The following is a 17,269-nucleotide window of genomic DNA, read 5'->3' as shown; positions in this document are numbered from 1 at the left end:
ATGCTCACATTGCCCCGCTGGCGAGGAAGGCAATGCTCTATCTGCTTGAATTGGGCTTCGCTGATTTCCATCACCGAAGTATCTCTTAATTTTCATGATTAACACCATTAGTGTTAACACGACCTAGCCTTCGCGCCGGGCGAACGCCTGCTTTACCTGGCCGTGACCCGCGACAACGCCATCTACAGCGTGCCGCTGGACGAGGCGGGGCGGGTCGGCAAGGTGGGGCGTTTCATCCAGCTGTCCGGCAGTCCCACCGGCCCGGACGGCCTGGCGACGGACGCCCAAGGCAATCTGGCCGTGGTCCACGCGGGGCTCGGATCGGTGTGGCTGTTCAGCGCCATGGGCGAGCCGCTGCTGCGCATCCGTTCGTGCGCGGGCCGCCGCACCACGAACGTCGCCTATGGGGGGCCCGATCGGCGCACGCTGTACGTGACCGAAGCGGAGCAGGGCGTGATCCTGGCCGCCCGGCTGCCCGAACCCGGCCTGCCGCCATACGCACACACATGAAGAAAGACAACGAGGAGAGCCGATGAAACACACCGCGCTTGCGCTGACCATCATGACCGGCGCGCTGGGCGCCGCGCACGCACAGGACTACCCGACCCGCCCGATACGCCTGATCGCGCCGTTCGCGGCGGGCAGCTCGGTGGACATCCTGGCACGTGCGCTGGCGCAGCCCTTGTCGCGGCAGCTGGGCCAACCGGTGGTGGTCGAGAACAAGGGCGGCGCGGGTGGCAACATAGGCGTGGACATGGTCGCCAAGGCGCCCAAGGACGGCTATACGATAGGGATAGGGACGACGGGGCCGATGACGGTGAACCCGGCGCTGTACGGGTCGAAGATGCCGTTCGACACCCGCAAGGACCTGGCCATGGTGGGCGTGATCGCCAGCAGTCCCAACGTGCTGCTGGTGCATCCCTCGGTGCCGGCGCGCAGCCTGCAGGAACTGGTCGCCTATGCCCGCGCGCACCCGGGCGGCCTGAATTTCGCGTCGTCGGGCGTGGGGAGCACCAACCACCTGGCCGGAGAGCTGTTCAAATCGCTGGCGCAGGTCGAGATCGTGCACGTGCCCTACAAGGGCAACCAGGACGCGCTGACCGACCTGCTGGCCCAGCGCGTGCAGATCCTGTTCAGCGGCGTGCCGCCGGTGCTGTCGTTCATCAAGTCGGGCCAGTTGCGCGCGCTGGCGGTGGCGGGGCCCGAACCCTCGCCGGCGCTGCCGGGAGTACCCACCGTGGCGCAGGCCGGACTGCCGGGGGCCGAGGTCGTGGCCTGGTACGGCCTGATCGCCCCGGCGGGCACGCCGCGCCCGGTAATCGAGCGGCTGAACGCGGAACTGCGCAAGGCGCTGGCGCTGCCCGAGGTCCGGGCCCAGCTGGCGTCGGCGGGCGCCGACCCCTCCAATGACGGTCCCGAGGCCTTCTCCAGGCTGGTCGATACCGAATTGCAGAGATGGCAGCGCGTCATCACCCATGCCAACATCAGGATGGAATGATCATGCAGGCAACCGGCTTGATCGCGGTCTGGCTACACGTGCCGCCGCATCGCGAAGAAGAGTTCCATGCGTGGTACGAATTGGAGCACATACCCCAGGTGGTCGGGCTGGACGGGTTCGTCAGCGGGCGCCGCTACTATTGCGACGACGCGTTCCCCAAGTTCCTGGCGCTTTATGAGACGCGGGATGAAAGCGTGGAGGACAGTCCCGGCTTCCAGCACGTGGTGACGCATCCGACGCCGTGGTCGGGCCGGATATGGACTTTCTTCGGCAAGGACCGCATCCGGCAGAACCTGGCCCGCCTGGCGTCGGTGGCGCATGGCGGGCATCCGGATCCTGGCGCCGTGCTGCTGCGTGCCTTCCGTGCGCCGCGTCCCCTGGCCGAGGCCGACGGGCTGGAGCAGGGGCGGGCCAGCGCGGAGATTCCGGGCTGCACCGGATACCGGCTGTTTCGCCAGGTCCGCGACCCCGGGCGCTACCTGGAAATCTTCGATTTCGCCGCGCCGGAGCAGGCGGCGGAGCCGGCCCTGGCGGCCTTCTTCGACCGTCCCGCACGGCGCCGCTTCGACGACGGCGCCCGGGACGTGGTACGGCACGTCTATGCGGCCACCGGGACGCCGCTGGTGAAGGGCAGGGGAGTCAGGGGCGCAGGTAGCCCAGGATGACATCGACCATGTGGGCCAGCCGCTCGTCCAGCGCGGCGGGCGCCATCAGGTCGCGGCCGAAGATCTCCGACAGCGTGTACTGGTTGGACAGATAGAAATAGGCCACGCTGGCGATGGAGATATAGAGCTGCACCGGATCGACGCCGGCGCGGAACAGGCCTTGCGCCTGGCCGCGTTCCAGGATGTCGGCCAGCCACTGCACGAAGGGCGAGTGCATGTCCCGCACCTGGGACGAACGCTTCAGGTGCGTGGCCTGGTGCAGGTTCTCGTTGTTGAGCAGGCACAGGAACTCCGGGTTTTCCAGGTAGTAGTGCCAAGTGAATTCGACCAGCCTGCGCACCGCGTCGGGAGGGTTGAGCGCCTCCAGGTGCAATTCCCGTTCGGCCTGGCGGATCGCGGCATAGGCGCGTTCCATCACGGCCAGGAACAGGTCGTCCTTGTTGTTGAAGTAGTAGTAGATCAGCCGCTTGTCGACCTTGGCGCGTTCGGCGATGCGGTCCATGCGGGCCCCGCCCAGGCCCAGCGACGCGAACTCGGCGGTCGCGGCCTCCAGGATGATCTGGCGCGTGCGCTCGGCATCGCGGGTGCGGGGCGCATCCGCCGAGGCCTTGGCTGGGCGTGGTGACATGGCGGGCAAATCCTGAAAATGGGGCTGGACCGTAACACTACAACAGAAGCGGCCGCGGATCAGCCCAGGGTATCCTCGAACCAGTTCAGGATGCCGTCCAGTCCGCAGACGTTCAGCGCGCGGCTGGTCTGCTCGCGCACCACCGGCTTGGCGTGGTAGGCCACGCTCAGGCCGGCCAGTCCCAGCATCTTCAGGTCGTTGGCGCCGTCGCCCACGGCGATCGCGCGCGACAGCGGGGCGCCGTGGCGCTGGGCGAATTCGCGCAGGTGGCGGGCCTTGCCGTCGGCGTCCAGGATGGCGCCCTGCACCTTGCCGGTGAGCCGGCCATTCTCCACTTCCAGCGTGTTGGCGTGCGCCTCGTTCAACTGCAGCCGCTGCTGCAGCCGGCTGGTGAACCAGGTGAAGCCTCCCGACACGAGCAGGGTCTTGATGCCCACCCGCTGCGCCGCCAGCAGCAGGCGCTCGGCGCCCGGGTTCAGCCGCAGCCGTTCCACATAGACCTGTTCCAGCGCCTCCAGCGGCAGTCCCTGGAGCAGCGCCACGCGGCGGGTCAGGCTTTCGCTGAAGTCGGCGATCTCGCCCCGCATGGCAGCCTCGGTGATGGCCGCCACCTGCGGCTTGAGGCCGGCCATGTCGGCGATCTCGTCGATGCACTCGATGTTGATCAGGGTCGAGTCCATGTCCATGGCCAGCACCTTCCAGTCGGCCAGCCGGGCGCCGGGCTCGACGTAGGCCCAGTCCACGCGGGCTTCCTGGCAGTAGGCGGCGACCTGGGCGCGCGCCGCGGGCGTGTCGTCGGCCTCGGTCAGGCGGACGGCGCCGGGAGCGAGCTCGACGATCCGCCGGGCGCGGGCCAGGGCCGAGACGTGTTCGATGGCCGCCTGGGCAAGGTCGGGGGCCTGGATAACGAGATGGGTCATGGGCAGGGGATGGGAAGGGGAAACGGGTTCAGACCAGCGAGCGCAGTACCGTGCGCACGGCGTCCACGCGTGCCTTCAGGTCGGCGCCCTTGATCTCGATGCGCAGCTTGTCCTGGCCCGACAGCCGCATGTGGCGGTTCTTCTGGACCAGGCCGATGACGCGCATCGGATCGATGGGAGGATTGGGCTCGAATTGCAGCACGGCGGCCGATTCGCTGGCGTCGATCTTGATCACGCCCACCGACTTGGCCGCCAGGCGCAGCCGGTGGATCTCGATCAGGGCGCGCGCCGCCTCGGGCAGCTTGCCGAAACGGTCGATCAGCTCTTCCTGGATCGTGTCGATGTCGGCGGCGTCCTCGCAGTTGGCCAGGCGCTTGTAGATCGCCAGGCGCGCGTGCACGTCGCCGCAATAGTCCTGCGGCAGCAGGGCGGGCACGTGCAGGTTGATCTCGGTAGTGGCCGACAGGGGGGCGTTCAGGTCGGGTTCGCGGCCGTTCTTCAGGGCGCGTACCGCCTCGTTCAGCATGTCGGTGTACATCTGGAAGCCGACTTCCTGGATGTTGCCCGATTGCGATTCGCCCAGCACCTCGCCCACGCCCCGTATCTCCAGGTCGTGCATGGCCAGGTAGAAGCCCGAGCCCAGTTCCTCCATGGCCTGGATGGCCTCCAGGCGCTTCCTGGCGTTGCTGGTGATGGCGTCCTCGCCGGGCGTCAGCAGGTAGGCGTAGGCCTGGTGATGGGAACGCCCCACGCGGCCGCGCAACTGGTGCAGCTGGGCCAGGCCGAAGCGGTCGGCGCGATGCAGCACGATGGTGTTGGCCGTGGGCACGTCGATGCCGGTCTCGATGATGGTGGTGCAAAGCAGCACGTTGTATTTCTGCTGGTAGAAGGCCTTCATGACCTGCTCCAGCTCGCGCTCGGGCATCTGCCCGTGCGCGACCGCGATGCGCGCCTCGGGCACCAGTTCCTCGAGCTTGGCGCGGCGGTTGTGGATGGTCTCGACCTCGTTGTGCAGGAAGTACACCTGTCCGCCGCGCTTGAGTTCGCGCAGCAGGGCTTCGCGTATGGTGCTGCCGTCCTCGCGCCGCACGAAGGTCTTGATCGCCAGCCGCTTCTGCGGCGCGGTGGCGATGACCGAGAAGTCGCGTATGCCTTCCAGCGACATCCCCAGCGTACGGGGAATGGGCGTGGCGGTCAGCGTCAGCACGTCGACCTCGGCGCGCAGCGCCTTGAGCGCTTCCTTCTGGCGCACGCCGAAGCGGTGCTCCTCGTCGATGATGACCAGGCCGAGGTTCTTGAACCTGACCTTGTCCGAGAGCAGCTTGTGCGTGCCGATGACGATGTCGACCCGGCCGTCGTTGATCTGCTCGATGGAGGCGCTGATGTCCTTGGCCGACTTGAAGCGGGACAGCTCGACCACCCGGACCGGCCAGTCGGCGAAGCGGTCGGCGAAGTTCTGGGCGTGCTGCTCGGCCAGCAGGGTGGTCGGGCACAGCAGCGCGACCTGCTTGCTGTTGGCCACGGCGATGAAGGCGGCGCGCAGCGCCACCTCGGTCTTGCCGAAGCCCACGTCGCCGCACACCAGCCGGTCCATGGGCTTGCCCGAGGTCATGTCCTGGATCACGGCCTGGATGGCGGCGGCCTGGTCCGGCGTTTCCTCGAAGCCGAAGGATTCGGCGAAGGCCTCGTAGTCCGACATGGGCAGCTTGAACATATGGCCCTGGCGCAGCGCGCGGCGGGCATACAGGTTCAGCAGCTCGGCGGCGGCGTCGCGGGCCTGGCCGGCGGCCTTGCGGCGGGCTTTTTCCCATTGGCCGGAGCCCAGCTGGTGCAGCGGCGCGGTCTCGGGATCGGCGCCGCTGTAGCGGGCGATGACGTGCAGCTGCGACACCGGCACGTACAGCGTGCTGCCGCCGGCGTACTCCAGGTGCAGGAATTCCATTTCCCCTTCGCCGATGTCCATGCTGACCAGGCCCTGGTAGCGGCCGATGCCGTGCTGGACGTGGACGACAGGGTCGCCCACGCGCAGCTCGGACAGGTCGCGCACCATGGATTCGACGTTGCTGGCGCGCTCCTGCCCGCGCTTGCCGCGGCGGACGGCGTGGCCCGGGAACAGGTCGCTCTCGGTCAGGAACAGCAGCTTGGGGTCGGCCAGGCCGAAGCCCGAGGACAGCGGCGCGATGCCGATGGCGAAGGACGACGCGCGGCCCAGGAAGTCCTGCACGGATTCGACCGGCTCGGGATCCAGTCCGAACTCGGCCAGCATCTGGGCGATGGTCTCGCGGCGGCCCGCGGACTCGGCGCACAGCAGCACCCGCTGGTCCTGCCGGGCCGCCAGCGCGCGCAGGCGCGCCACCGGGTCCTCGGCCTTGCGTTGCACGGCGACCTCGGGCGGCGCGGTGAAGGCGGGGTGCGGGCGGTCGCCCGCCAGGGCCAGGCGGGCGAAGCGTTTCAGGTGGCCGAACAGGCCATCGGTATCCAGGAAGATCCGGGACGGGGGCAGGATGGGACGCTCGCGGTCGCTCTTGAGGAATTCATAGCGGCTGGAGGTGTCCTGCAGGAAGCGCCGGATGGTGTCCTCGGCGTCGCCCAGCGTGACCGCGATCGTCTGCTCGCCCAGGTAGTCGAACAGCGTCGCGGTCTCGTCGAAGAACAGCGGCAGGTAGTATTCGACGCCCGGGAAGGCGATGCCGTTGCCGATGTCCTTGTAGGGCGTGGCGCGCGACGGGTCGCCCTCGAATTCCTCGCGGAAGCGCGCGCGGAATTCGTTGCGCGCGGCCTCGTCCATCGGGAACTCGCGCCCCGGCAGCATCTGGATCTCCTTGACGGGATACAGGCTGCGCTGGGTGTCGATGTCGAAGCTGCGGATGGACTCGATGGTGTCGTCGAACAGGTCCAGCCGGTAGGGCAGGGCCGAGCCCATGGGGAAGAGATCGATCAGGCTGCCGCGGATGCAGAATTCGCCGGGCGCGGTCACCTGGGTGACGTGCGTGTAGTTGGCCAGCGTCAGTTGCGCCCGCAGCGCGGCTTCGTCCAGCCGGTCGCCCTGCTTGAACGAGAACGTGTAGGCCGCCAGGAACGCGCGCGGGGCCAGCCGGTACAGCGCGGTCGTGACCGGTATCGTCAGGACGTCCACGTCCTGGCGCAGCAGGGCGTGCAAGGCCTTCAGGCGCTCGGAGATCAGGTCTTCGTGGGGCGAGAACGCGTCGTAGGGCAGGGTTTCCCAGTCGGGAAACTGGTGCACCCGCAGGCCGGGCGAGAACAGGCGGATTTCCTCGGCCAGGCGCTGGGCGTCGAGCGGGTCGGCCGTCAGCACCGCCAGCGGCTTGCCGGCGCGGCGTGCCAGGTCGGCCAGCAGCCAGGCATCGCCGGCTCCCGGCGGGCGGGGCTGGGCATAGCGTTCGCCGGGCCTGAGCGCGGCCAGCACGGCTTGCGTCAACGCCGAGGGCAGGCAGGCGGCGGGCGTGCTGGCGGAAGGGGAAGACGTGGAGGCTGTACTGGCTGGGAGGGACATCGGTTTCGCGGAAAGAGCGTCGCCCAGGGGCCGGCGCGGGCGTGGCGGCAATTCCGTATTATAGAAGCCATGAGACCGATTTCCCGTTTGATCGCCATCGTGCCGGCCGGTGGCGTGGGGGCGCGCGCCGCCGATCCCGCGCCGGATCCGGCGGCCGCCGCGCCGGTGCGGCCCAAGCAATACCGGCTCCTGGGCGGCCGGCCCATGCTGCGCCATGCCGTCCAGGCACTGTTGCGCGACGACCGCATCGGGCAGGTGGTGGTGGCCGTCGGCCCGGACGACACCCTGGCGGGCGCCGCGCTGGAGGGATTGCCACGCGTGGCCTGCCTGCCGTGTGGCGGCGCCACCCGCGCCGAGACCGTCACCAATGCGCTGGCGCGCTGCGGGGCCGAGGCCGACGACTGGGTCCTGGTGCACGATGCCGCGCGTCCGGGCCTGCCGGCGGAGGTGTTGCGGGCGCTGATCGACGCCTGCCTGGACGACGAGGTCGGCGGGCTGGTGGCCATGCCGGTGGCCGATACCATCAAGACCCAGGGCGGCGGCGCCGTGCCCCGCGTGGCGGGCACCGTGCCGCGCGAAGGGCTGTGGCAGGCCCAGACGCCCCAGATGTTCCGAGCCGGCCTGTTGCGCCGCGCGCTGGCCCATGCCGCGGTGCGCGGGCTGGTCGTGACGGACGAGGCAAGCGCGGTCGAGGCGCTGGGGCTGGGGCTGGCGCCCCGCCTGGTGGCGGGCACGCTGTCGAATTTCAAGGTGACCTGGCCCCAGGATTTCGCCTTGATGGAAAAACTGCTGGACGCATCATGAACAAAGACAAGAACATCGATCCCACCACCTATCCCTACCGCATCGGGCAGGGCTACGACGTGCACGCCCTGGTCGAAGGGCGGCCGCTGATCATAGGCGGGGTCCGGATCGAGCATACGCATGGCCTCCTGGGCCATTCCGACGCCGACGTGCTGCTGCACGCGGTCACCGACGCCATCCTGGGCGCGGCGGGGCTGGGCGACATCGGCCGCCACTTTCCCGATACCGATCCCGCCTATGCCGGCGCCGACAGCCGGCTGCTGCTGCGCACCGCGATGCAGCGGGTAAGCGAAGCGGGCTGGCAGGTCATCAACGTCGACGCGACGGTCCACGCCCAGGCGCCCAAGATCGGCCCCCACGCGCCCGCCATGGCCGCCAACATCGCCCAGGACCTGGGCGTGCCCGCTGCCTGCGTCAACATCAAGGCCAAGACCAACGAGGCCCTGGGCTTCCTGGGGCGCAAGGAGGGCATCGCCGCGACCGTGGTCGCGATGCTGGCGCGCAAGCCCGATCCCTTCCTGTACAAGGATCTGTACGCGGGGGACTGACCCTGCCTGGATGGAGTTGCCGGACATGACCGATACCCACGTTTCCATCGACGCCGTGCGCGCCTTCTGCCATGCGCTGCCCAAGGCCGAGCTGCACTGCCACCTGCTGGGGGCGCTGCGCCGTTCCACCTTCCACGAACTGGCGGGCGGCAGGGGCGGGTTGTCCAGCGAGCAGATCGATGGCCTGTATGCCCATGGCGAGAAGCGCCAGGGCGCGATCCCCGGCCTGCGCGCGCTGGAGGACTACGGCCTGCGCACGCTGGACGATTTCTACCGCGTGACCCGCGAATACCTGGAGGATGCCCGCGCGCACAACGTGCTGTACGCGGAGTTCTTCTGGAATCCCACGGGCTCGGTGCGCGGCTCGGGCCTTTCCTATGCCGCCATCCAGGACGCGATGGTGCGTGCCATCCACGACGCCGAGCGGGACCTGGGCATCGTCGGGCGCCTGGTGCCGGCCATCGACCGCGAGGCACCGCCCGCCGCCGCGGTGGAAATGGTCGAATGGATGGTGGCGGCCCGGCGCGACGAGGTGCCGGGCATAGGCATCGACTACCGCGAGGCGCTCGGCCCGCCGGAGTGGTTCGAACAGGCTTACGCCGACGCTCGCCGCGCGGGCCTCAAGACCACCGCCCACGCCGGCGAGTACGGCCTGCCGTGGACCAACGTGCAGACCGCGCTGGACGTGCTCAAGGTCGATCGCATCGACCACGGCTACACGGTCGTCGACCAGCCGGAACTGGCGCGACGCTGCGTCGAATCGGGCATCGTGTTCGCGGTCGTGCCCGCCAATTCGTACTACCTGCGCACGCTGCCGCCGGACCGGTGGGCGCTGGACCATCCCATTCGCAAGATGCGCGCGATGGGCCTGCGCATCCACCCCAACAGCGACGATCCCACCCTGCACAACATCACCCAGACCAAGGCCTGGACCATGATGGTCGAGGACTTCGAGTTCCCCGTCGCCGACCTGCGCGACTTCATGCTGAACGGCCTGGCCGGCGCATGGATGGACGCGGGCCAGCGCAAGGCCTGGAGCGCCGACTGGAACCGCCGCTTCGACGACTTGCACCGGCAGCATTTCGGCACTCCGGCCAACCCCTCCCACTCTGCTTGCTGACGACCATGACCGCCACGCTTCGACGCGCATTCCTCGTTTCGGCCCTGGCGCTCGGATGCGCCGCCACCGCGCAGGCCCAGTCCGTCTGGCCCCATGCCAAGCCCATCCGCCTGATCGTGCCATTCACGGCCGGCGGCAGCACCGACGGCATCGCGCGCCTGGTGGCGCAGAAGCTGGGCGAGCGCCTGGGGCAGTCGGTCATCGTCGACAACGTCGGCGGTGGGGGAGGAACCATAGGCACCTACCGGGCGGCGCAGGCCGAGCCCGACGGCTACACGCTGCTGCTGGGCGTGGACAGCCCGGCGGCCATCGCGCAGTACGTCAATCCCCAGTCGGTCAAGTACGACACCGCGCGCGACCTGGTCGCCATCGGACTCATCGCGACCCAGCCCATGGTCATCATGGGCCGTCCGGGCCTGCCGGCGGATTCCTTCGCCAAGGTGCTGGAGATGGCCAGGGCCCAGCCCGACACGCTGACCTACGCCACCTCGGGCATAGGCACGGTGCTGCACCTTGCCATGGAGATCATCCAGCAGCAGGCCCAGGTGCGCCTGCGCCACGTGCCGTACCGCGGCGGGGCCCAGGCCACCACCGACCTGCTGGGCAATCAGGTCGACCTGGCCATCCTGGCCTCGGGTTCGGCGGTGCCGCTGGTGGCTGCGAAGAAGGTGAAGGGCCTGGCCGTGACCACCGCTCAGCGCCTGCCCACGCTGCCCGACGTGCCTGCCATCGGCGAGCTGCCGGCCCTGAAGGGCATGGCGATGACGGCCTGGATCGGCCTGTTCGCGCCTGCGCGCACGCCGGCGAGCGTGGTGGCCAGGTTGAATTCGGAATTGAACCAGGTGCTGCAATTGCCCGAGGTCAAGACCAAGTTCGCCGAACAGTCCGTGGCGCCGGGAACCGGCAGCGCGGCGCAGTTCGGCGACTTCGTCAAGAAAGAGCAGGCGCGCTACCAGCGCATCGTCAAGGATGCGAACATCAAAGAGTGACGCGGTGCCGGGGCGCGCGCCCCGGCGTGCTACAGGGCAACGTGCACGTTCTTGACCTGGGTGTAGGACAATGGTTCCTCCAGGCCTTCTTCGCGCCCCAGCCCCGATTTCTTGTAGCCGCCGAAGTTGGCGCCCAGATAGTGGGCGCTGCTGGTGTTGATCCAGATGTAGCCCGCTTCGATGCGCTGCGCCAGGCGGTGCGCGCGAGCCAGGTCCCGGGTGTAGATCGATGCGCTCAAGCCGTAGTCGACGCTGTTGACGTCGGCGATGAGCTGGTCTTCGTCGCTCCATCTGATGACCGACAACACCGGCCCGAAGATTTCTTCGCGGAAGATCCGCATGGCCGGCGTGACGTCGGCGAAAACGGTTGGTTCGATGAACCAGCCCTTGGCCAGCGCCGGGTCGTCCGGCCGCTTGCCGCCGGCGACGAGGCGGGCATCTTCGGAAATGCCCAGCTGTATGTAGGACATGACTTTGTCGAACTGGGCCTCGGAAATCAGGCAGCCCATGGTGGTGGCGGGGTCGGTCGGCAGGCCGCAGCGATGCAGCTTGGGAAGCTGCGCGCAGAGGCGCTCGAGGACGGCGTCGTACAGGGAGTCGTGGACGAACAGCCGCGAGGTGGAGCCGCACGACTGGCCCGCCCAGGTGAAATTCATGCCGTTGATCGCGCCCTGCACGGCGGTTTCCAGATCGGCGTCGGGGCAGACGACCAGGGGGTTCTTGCCGCCGAGCTCGAGCGTGACCGGCATGATCTTGTCGGCGGCATTGCGCAGGATGGCGGCACCGGTGCCGGCCGAGCCGATCAGCGCAACCTTCCTGACCGTCGGATGAAGCACCAGGGCTTCGCCGCAGTCGCTGCCGCCGGTGACGATGTTCAAGGTCCCCGGCGGCAGGATGCCGTCGATGATCTCGGCAAAGCGCAGGGCCGATAGCGGCGCTTGATCCGGCGCTTTCATGATCACGCTGTTTCCCGCCGCCAGGACGGGCGCCATCTTGCCGGCAAGAAACATCAGGGGGTGGTTGTAGGCGACGATGCGCGCCACCACGCCCAGCGGTTCGCGCATGCTGTAGTTCAGTCCCCGATCCGCGGTCGGTATGGTCTCGCCCTTGAGCTCGTGGACCAGGCCGGCGTAATAGTCGATCTGCGCCGCGGCGTTCAGGGCGTCCGGCCGCATGCGCTGGATCGGGTTACCGCAATTGGCGGCATCGAGATGGGCGAGTTCGTCCGCGTGGTCGCGGACCCGCCGCGCGATTTCGCGCAGCCGCGCGCCGCGCTCGGCCGCCGGCAGCCGGGACCAGGCGAGGAAACCCTGGTGGGCGGCCTCGGCGGCGGCGGCGATGTCCTCGGCGTTGGCTTCCGGCGCCTGGGCCAGGATTTCTCCGGTCGCGGGATTGAACGTGGGACGATAACCGCCGGCCGGTTCGTGCCACTTGCCCCCATAGTAGAGCGCGAGCCGCTTGGGCAGGGGAGGGGCGGTAAGTGCTTGGGTCATCAGGAAATCCTCTCGCCCTTGACTGTGATGCGGCGCAGCTTGCGCAGTTCGCTGGCGTCGAAGTCGCCGCGGGCGTGCAGCATGCAGCGGTTGTCCCAGATCAGCAGGTCGCCCGGCGTCCAGGTATGTTCGTAGATGAATTCGGGTTGTTCCTGGTGGTCGAACAGCGACTCGAGCAGCGCGTCGCTTTCCTCCCGGGGCATGCCGACGATGTATTCGGTCATGAGGCGGTTGACGTAAAGCGCCTTCCGGCCCGTGACGGGGTGCGTGCACACGACGGGCTGGGCATAGGAGCGGACCTGGTCCGACGCCTGCGAACTGCTCAGGCGCATTGCTGCCGTCGGCGCGCTGGTCCCCGGCTCGTAGCTGTTGACGGCCTTGAGCCCGGCCAGGTGCTGGCGGGTGGCGGCGGGAAGCGCATCGAACGCCTTGTACATGTTGGCGAACAGCGTGTTGCCGCCTGTTTTCGGGATGGACATGGCATACAGCATGGTCGCCATCGACGGCTTCTCGACGTAGCACATGTCGGAGTGGAAGAACATTTCGCCGTCGGGCAGGGCGCCGATGTACTGGCCGTCCTGTTTCTCGTTGGTGATGTACATGATGGCGGGATGGCCCTTGCTGATCGCGTATTCCCCCTGCGTCGTGGCCAGTTCGCCGAAGTTTTCGCCGAACCGGACCTGCTCGAGTTCGTCGAGCGATTGGTTGGGCAGGTAGAGCACCCCGTGGGCGTGCCAGGCCTCGAGCAGCCGCTTCAGCGTTGCGGCCGGCAGGGGGCGGGAGGCGTCGACGCCTTGGACCCGGGCGCCCAGCGCCGGCGAGAGCGGGTGTATCTCGGGACCGGCGGACGATGATGATGGGAGACGCTGTGTGGCGCTCATGTCTAAGCTCCTTTGGAATCGCGGCGGGGCCGCGGATGATCGCTGTGCATTGCCGTTACTCGGCGGAGATGTGGGCCGTCTTGATGACGTGCCGCCATTCGTCGAGCTCCGACGAGAGCAGCGTTGCAAGCTCGCTCGGCCCGCCAGGCGTCGGGATGATGCCCCGCGCGAGCAGTTCCTTCCTGATGTCGGGATCGTCGAGCAGTGCGAGCAGTTTCCGGCTGAGCCGGTCCACGGTTTTCTGGGGCGTCGCGCGGGGGACGAATACGCCGAGCCAGTCGTAATTGTTGAGGCCGGCGATGCCGCTTTCGCGGAAGGTGGGGACGTTGGGAGTCCACTGCGAACGTGTGTCTCCCGTCGTTGCGAGCATCTTGAGCTTGCCCGAGGCGGTCATCGACAGGACGGAATGCAGGGGGAACAGGGCGAACTGGACCTGGCCGCCGATCAGGTCGGTGACAGCGCCCGCGGAGCCTTTGTAAGGAATGTGCACGACGTCCATGTCGGTGATCTGCCGGAGCTGTTCGGTGCGCAAGTGATGGGGAGTGCCGGTCCCGGGAGTGCCGTAGTTGAGCTGGCCGGGTTTCTTCTTGGCGAGCGCGACGAAATCGCCGATCGTTTCCACCGGCAGGGCCGGGTTGACCACGGCCGCGACCAGCATCTTGCCGATGCGGACCACCGGCGCGAAATCGTGGACCGGATCCCAGGTCAGGTTGGTGTAGAGCGAGCTGATCATGGCCATCGTGTTCGGCACGAACAGGATGGTGTTGCCGTCTGGTGCCGCCTTGGCGACCGCGCCGATGCCTATCGTGCCGCTGGCGCCGGTGCGGTTCTCGACGACGACCGCCTGGCCGAGGGCTTGCGACAGCTTGGGCGCCATCAGCCGTGCGGCGATGTCGCTGCCCGTGCCCGGTGTGGTGGGCACGACGATGGTAAGGATTTTCGAGGGGGGTTCCTGGGCGTGCGAGGGAACCGTGTGATCACCAATGCGATCCATGCAATAACCGGGGGGGTTCCTGGGCGTGCGAGGGAACCAGCGCCGATAGCAGCGCGGCATGCAGGATGAAACCAAGCAATTTCTTCACGTTTGTCTCCTTTCCGTGGTCGAGTCGGCGGGTGCTGCGCGAAGACCGGCCCGCCGGGGCCCCGTCTGCGCGGGTTCAGTGCAGGCAGTTGCCGCCATCGACGACTAAGGATATACGAATCAGTCGCGGGCGGACATTCATGTGCCGAATGATGAGCATGTAATCATTTCATTTCTTAAACGACACAAGACTCGTTACCATCGATCTGCGTACTTCATAAAGCACAGAAGGTTGACATGATAAACCGAAACCAGACACCAGAAATCGATCCGGCCACGCTGATCCGCGACGAGCCGCAAACCTCCACCTTCATGGTCGATCGCCTGATCCATATCGACCAGGGGATCTTCGATGCCGAAATGGAAAACATCTTCGAAGGCTCGTGGATCTATCTCTGCCACGAAAGCGAAATCCCGAACGAAGGTGACTACATCACCACCTACATGGGACGCCAGCCGGTCGTCGTCAACCGCCGCAAGGACGGCACCGTGGGCGGCTTCATCAATGCGTGTTCGCATCGCGGCACCTTGCTGGCGCCGCTGCGCAAAGGCACGGCAAGAACCTTCACCTGCCGCTTCCACGGCTGGACCTATGCCGACAGCGGCCGCTGCATCAAGATCAAGAGCGAGGCAAGCGGCGCCTATCCGGGCGAGGAAAGCTGCCGCTCCAAGTTCAGCCTGAAAGACATCGCCCGCGTCGATACCTACAAGGGCTTCGTGTTCGGCAGCCTGGTCGCCGACGTTCCCGATCTCAAGGACCACCTAGGCGCCGCGGCGGCAATGATCGACCTGCTGGCCGACCAGTCGCCCGACGGGCTGGAAGTGCTGCCCGGGGAATCGACCTACGTCATCCGCGGCAACTGGAAGATGGGCGCGGAAAACGGCGTCGACGGCTACCATGTCAGCACCGTCCACCGCGTGTTCGCTGCGACCATGGCCAAGCGCGAGGAAGCCGGTGGCTACAGCGGCGCCGGCAAGACCGAGGCCGGGCGCATTACGGGCGACGTGGAATCCGGCTCGGCCGACCTGGGCAACGGCCACAACGTGGTGTGGGCGAAGCGCACCACGCCCGAGGCGGCGCCGCTGTACGAAGCCAAGGACCGCCTGGTCGCCGAGTTCGGCGAAGCGAAAGTCGGCTGGATGCTCGGCCGCGGCCGCAACCTCTACCTGTTCCCCAACATGTTGCTGATGGACCAGCCATCGACCCAGATCCGCGTGTTCCGCCCGATCTCGGCCGAACTGGCCGAGGTCCGGATCCAGTGCGTCGCGCCGAAGGGGGAGAGCGCCAATGCGCGCGCCGCGCGTCTGCGCAAATTCCTCGACTTCTATCTGCCGACCGGCATGGCGACCTCGGACGACATCGCGGCCCTGGAAGACACCTCGCTTGGCAGCCACGGCCGCAAGAGCCAGTGGAACGATTTCAGCCGCGGCGCCAAGTCCACCATCCCGGGCGAGCAGTGCGAGGAACTGCAGGAGATCGGCTGCAACGCCGTCGCGGTATCGCGCAACTGGGACCACGATACTTTCTACCAGGGCTACTACCGCCACTGGCTGAAACTGATGAGCAAGGGTAAATAACGATGCTGAACGACGCAACAATCTACGCCGAAGTCTGCAACCTGCTGGCGCGCGAGGCGATCTTCCTCGACGAACAGCGCTGGCGCGACTGGCTCGCGCTGTACACCGAAGACGCGGTGTACTTCGTGCCGGCCTGGCAGTCGGAGAGCAAGCTGACCGATGATCCGACCACGCAGCTGAGCCTGATCTACAGTCCGACCCGTGCCGGCCTCGAAGAGCGCGTGTTCCGCATCGAGAGCGAAGATTCGTTCGCCTCGCTGCCGGTCGACCGCACCACGCACCTGACCTCGAACATCCTTGTGACCGGCGGCGACGCCGACACAGTCGAGGTGGCCGCGACCTGGCTGGTGCACGCCTGGGGTGCGCGCGGCGAGACCACCCGCGGCGGACGCTACAAATACACGCTGCGCCGGGTCGACGGCGCACTGCGCATCGCCCGCAAAGTGACGGTCATCATCGACGAAAAGCTGCAAGGCACGGTCGACGTCTATCACCTCTGAGAAAGCAGAAAAATATGTTAGCGCTAAGTAAAGTGTCGCCAGGCGAGAACGGGCTCGAGTTGTCCGAAGTGGCCGTCGCGCTGCCCAAGGCCGACGAAGTCCGGATCAAGGTGCGCGCGGCAGGCATCTGCGGCACCGACATGCAGATCTATAAATGGTCGCCCCGCATCAAGCGCCGCATGACGCTGCCTCGCGTCATCGGGCACGAGGTCAGCGGCATTGTCGACCAGGTCGGCAGCGCCGTCAGCAACATCCAGGTCGGCGACCACGTCGCGCTCGAAAGCCACATCTACTGCAATAACTGCGTGCAGTGCCATCGCGGCCAGGAGCACCTGTGCGAGAACCTGACCTATCCCGGCATCGACATCGACGGCGGCTTTGCCGAATATATCGTGGTGCCGGCGCGGATCGCATGGGTGATCACGCAGCCGCTCGACCATAACATCGCGGCCATGCTCGAGCCGTTCGGCATCGGCGTCCACGCCGCGCTCGAAGGCTCGGGCGTCAGCGGGCAGACGGTGCTGGTCAACGGCTGCGGCCCGATCGGCCTGATGACGATCGCGGTGGCGCGGGCGCTGGGCGCGCGCAGGATCATCGCCAGCGACATCAACCCGCTGCGCCTGAAGACGGCCGAGCTGATGGGCGCCGACCGCATGGTCAAGGTCGGTGACGAGGACGTCGTCAACGCGGTGAAGGACTTTACCAATGGCGTCGGGGCCGATGTCGGGATCGAGTTCTCGGGGTCCGAGGCCGGCTTTCGCAACGTGTTCGAGTCGCTCACCAAGGGCGGCGACTTCCGCCTGGTCGGGGCGCCGGCGCAGCCGATCAACGTCGACTTCAGCCAGTGGGTACTGAAGTGCCCGAAGGTACACAACATCCACGGCCGCCGCATCTGGCAGTCGTGGGAGCGCGCCATGCCGCTCATCTATGACGGCAAGGTCGACCTCAGGCCGCTGGTCAGCCACGTGCTGCCGATGTCCGAGGCAACTTCCGGGTTCGACCTGATCCTGCAAGGCCTGGCGGTCAAGCCCATCATTGTTCCGGCCTGAA

The 17,269-nt window shown here is 67.4% G+C and carries 15 protein-coding genes and 1 pseudogene; 10 read left to right on the top strand and 6 right to left on the bottom strand.

The features are described from left to right. Positions 1 to 135: 135 nt before the first annotated feature. The 3 genes and pseudogenes from CDO46_RS23245 to CDO46_RS23235 form a co-directional block, all read left to right on the top strand. Positions 136 to 510, top strand: a pseudogene (locus tag CDO46_RS23245) (SMP-30/gluconolactonase/LRE family protein); the annotation flags it as partial. 22 nt (positions 511 to 532) lie between these two features. Continuing rightward, complete coding sequence (locus CDO46_RS23240; protein ID WP_087840973.1) at positions 533 to 1,498, top strand: tripartite tricarboxylate transporter substrate binding protein; 966 nt, start codon at positions 533 to 535, stop codon at positions 1,496 to 1,498. Between the two features lie 2 nt (positions 1,499 to 1,500). Then, positions 1,501 to 2,163, top strand: a complete 663-nt coding sequence (locus CDO46_RS23235; protein ID WP_087840972.1) for a DUF4286 family protein — start codon at positions 1,501 to 1,503, stop codon at positions 2,161 to 2,163. Here the strand turns inward: CDO46_RS23235 and CDO46_RS23230 are convergent. The 3 genes from CDO46_RS23230 to mfd are packed head-to-tail and all read right to left on the bottom strand — an operon-like array spanning position 2,138 to position 7,225. Then, entirely contained in the window at positions 2,138 to 2,791 is a 654-nt protein-coding gene (locus CDO46_RS23230; RefSeq protein ID WP_087840971.1) for a TetR/AcrR family transcriptional regulator, read from the bottom strand. The two genes, CDO46_RS23235 and CDO46_RS23230, sit on opposite strands and share 26 nt — an antisense overlap. Before the next feature lie 59 nt (positions 2,792 to 2,850). Then, positions 2,851 to 3,717, bottom strand: coding sequence for a phosphoserine phosphatase SerB (gene serB, locus CDO46_RS23225; protein ID WP_087840970.1), 867 nt, complete (start codon positions 3,715 to 3,717; stop codon positions 2,851 to 2,853). A 22-nt stretch (positions 3,718 to 3,739) separates the two neighbouring features. Beyond that, entirely contained in the window at positions 3,740 to 7,225 is a 3,486-nt protein-coding gene (gene mfd / locus CDO46_RS23220; protein ID WP_087840969.1) for a transcription-repair coupling factor, read from the bottom strand. A 69-nt stretch (positions 7,226 to 7,294) separates the two neighbouring features. Here mfd and ispD point away from each other — a divergent pair, with 69 nt between their 5' ends. Genes ispD through CDO46_RS23200 form a run of 4 tightly spaced genes read left to right on the top strand, consistent with a single transcriptional unit; the run spans position 7,295 to position 10,686 of the window. Beyond that, positions 7,295 to 8,029 carry a 2-C-methyl-D-erythritol 4-phosphate cytidylyltransferase gene (ispD, locus tag CDO46_RS23215; protein ID WP_087840968.1) on the top strand — a complete coding sequence of 245 codons (735 nt, stop codon included), beginning with the start codon at positions 7,295 to 7,297 and terminating at the stop codon, positions 8,027 to 8,029. Then, positions 8,026 to 8,577, top strand: coding sequence for a 2-C-methyl-D-erythritol 2,4-cyclodiphosphate synthase (gene ispF, locus CDO46_RS23210; RefSeq protein WP_087840967.1), 552 nt, complete (start codon positions 8,026 to 8,028; stop codon positions 8,575 to 8,577). Before ispD ends, ispF begins: the two co-directional genes overlap by 4 nt. A 25-nt stretch (positions 8,578 to 8,602) precedes the next feature. Continuing rightward, the gene (locus tag CDO46_RS23205) at positions 8,603 to 9,697 is read left to right on the top strand and encodes a hypothetical protein (RefSeq protein WP_087840979.1); all 1,095 of its coding nucleotides are present in this window, start codon (positions 8,603 to 8,605) and stop codon (positions 9,695 to 9,697) included. Positions 9,698 to 9,702: 5 nt separating this feature from the next. Further along, a complete protein-coding gene (locus tag CDO46_RS23200) occupies positions 9,703 to 10,686 on the top strand; it encodes a tripartite tricarboxylate transporter substrate binding protein (protein WP_087840978.1) in 984 nt (327 codons plus the stop codon). A gap of 29 nt (positions 10,687 to 10,715) precedes the next feature. Here CDO46_RS23200 and CDO46_RS23195 read toward each other — a convergent pair whose 3' ends face one another. From CDO46_RS23195 to CDO46_RS23185, 3 genes are read right to left on the bottom strand one after another with little or no spacing between them, the layout of a single operon-like run. Then, complete coding sequence (locus CDO46_RS23195) at positions 10,716 to 12,179, bottom strand: aldehyde dehydrogenase family protein (RefSeq protein ID WP_087840966.1); 1,464 nt, start codon at positions 12,177 to 12,179, stop codon at positions 10,716 to 10,718. Beyond that, complete coding sequence (locus tag CDO46_RS23190) at positions 12,179 to 13,060, bottom strand: TauD/TfdA family dioxygenase (RefSeq protein ID WP_087840965.1); 882 nt, start codon at positions 13,058 to 13,060, stop codon at positions 12,179 to 12,181. Before CDO46_RS23190 ends, CDO46_RS23195 begins: the two co-directional genes overlap by 1 nt. A gap of 55 nt (positions 13,061 to 13,115) precedes the next feature. Continuing rightward, positions 13,116 to 14,054: a tripartite tricarboxylate transporter substrate binding protein gene (locus CDO46_RS23185; protein ID WP_176400833.1), complete on the bottom strand. Its 939-nt coding sequence runs from the start codon at positions 14,052 to 14,054 to the stop codon at positions 13,116 to 13,118. A 324-nt stretch (positions 14,055 to 14,378) separates the two neighbouring features. Between CDO46_RS23185 and CDO46_RS23180 the strand changes: the two genes are divergently transcribed. The 3 genes from CDO46_RS23180 to CDO46_RS23170 are packed head-to-tail and all read left to right on the top strand — an operon-like array spanning position 14,379 to position 17,268. After that, positions 14,379 to 15,719 (top strand): Rieske 2Fe-2S domain-containing protein, encoded by a 1,341-nt coding sequence (locus tag CDO46_RS23180; RefSeq protein ID WP_087840963.1) that lies wholly within the window; start codon positions 14,379 to 14,381, stop codon positions 15,717 to 15,719. A 2-nt stretch (positions 15,720 to 15,721) separates the two neighbouring features. Beyond that, the gene (locus CDO46_RS23175) at positions 15,722 to 16,219 is read left to right on the top strand and encodes an aromatic-ring-hydroxylating dioxygenase subunit beta (RefSeq protein WP_087840962.1); all 498 of its coding nucleotides are present in this window, start codon (positions 15,722 to 15,724) and stop codon (positions 16,217 to 16,219) included. 14 nt (positions 16,220 to 16,233) lie between these two features. Further along, the gene (locus CDO46_RS23170; RefSeq protein WP_087840961.1) at positions 16,234 to 17,268 is read left to right on the top strand and encodes an alcohol dehydrogenase catalytic domain-containing protein; all 1,035 of its coding nucleotides are present in this window, start codon (positions 16,234 to 16,236) and stop codon (positions 17,266 to 17,268) included. Position 17,269 lies beyond the last annotated feature (1 nt).

This window comes from Pigmentiphaga sp. NML030171, assembly GCF_002188635.1.
Taxonomy (GTDB): Bacteria; Pseudomonadota; Gammaproteobacteria; order Burkholderiales; family Burkholderiaceae_B; genus Pigmentiphaga; species Pigmentiphaga daeguensis.
The sequence above is the reverse complement of the archived record's forward strand: the minus strand, read 5'-3'. Positions and strand labels throughout refer to the sequence as shown.

Excerpts from the sequence above, each read along its gene's own strand:
- CDO46_RS23240 (WP_087840973.1), top strand. The coding sequence starts at position 533 with ATGAAACACACCGCGCTTGCGCTGACCATCATGACCGGCGCGCTGGGC.
- CDO46_RS23235 (WP_087840972.1), top strand. The coding sequence starts at position 1,501 with ATGCAGGCAACCGGCTTGATCGCGGTCTGGCTACACGTGCCGCCGCAT.
- CDO46_RS23230 (WP_087840971.1), bottom strand. The coding sequence starts at position 2,791 with ATGTCACCACGCCCAGCCAAGGCCTCGGCGGATGCGCCCCGCACCCGC.
- mfd (WP_087840969.1), bottom strand. The coding sequence starts at position 7,225 with ATGTCCCTCCCAGCCAGTACAGCCTCCACGTCTTCCCCTTCCGCCAGC.
- ispD (WP_087840968.1), top strand. The coding sequence starts at position 7,295 with ATGAGACCGATTTCCCGTTTGATCGCCATCGTGCCGGCCGGTGGCGTG.
- ispF (WP_087840967.1), top strand. The coding sequence starts at position 8,026 with ATGAACAAAGACAAGAACATCGATCCCACCACCTATCCCTACCGCATC.
- CDO46_RS23205 (WP_087840979.1), top strand. The coding sequence starts at position 8,603 with ATGACCGATACCCACGTTTCCATCGACGCCGTGCGCGCCTTCTGCCAT.
- CDO46_RS23200 (WP_087840978.1), top strand. The coding sequence starts at position 9,703 with ATGACCGCCACGCTTCGACGCGCATTCCTCGTTTCGGCCCTGGCGCTC.
- CDO46_RS23195 (WP_087840966.1), bottom strand. The coding sequence starts at position 12,179 with ATGACCCAAGCACTTACCGCCCCTCCCCTGCCCAAGCGGCTCGCGCTC.
- CDO46_RS23190 (WP_087840965.1), bottom strand. The coding sequence starts at position 13,060 with ATGAGCGCCACACAGCGTCTCCCATCATCATCGTCCGCCGGTCCCGAG.
- CDO46_RS23185 (WP_176400833.1), bottom strand. The coding sequence starts at position 14,054 with ATGGATCGCATTGGTGATCACACGGTTCCCTCGCACGCCCAGGAACCC.
- CDO46_RS23180 (WP_087840963.1), top strand. The coding sequence starts at position 14,379 with ATGATAAACCGAAACCAGACACCAGAAATCGATCCGGCCACGCTGATC.
- CDO46_RS23175 (WP_087840962.1), top strand. The coding sequence starts at position 15,722 with ATGCTGAACGACGCAACAATCTACGCCGAAGTCTGCAACCTGCTGGCG.
- CDO46_RS23170 (WP_087840961.1), top strand. The coding sequence starts at position 16,234 with ATGTTAGCGCTAAGTAAAGTGTCGCCAGGCGAGAACGGGCTCGAGTTG.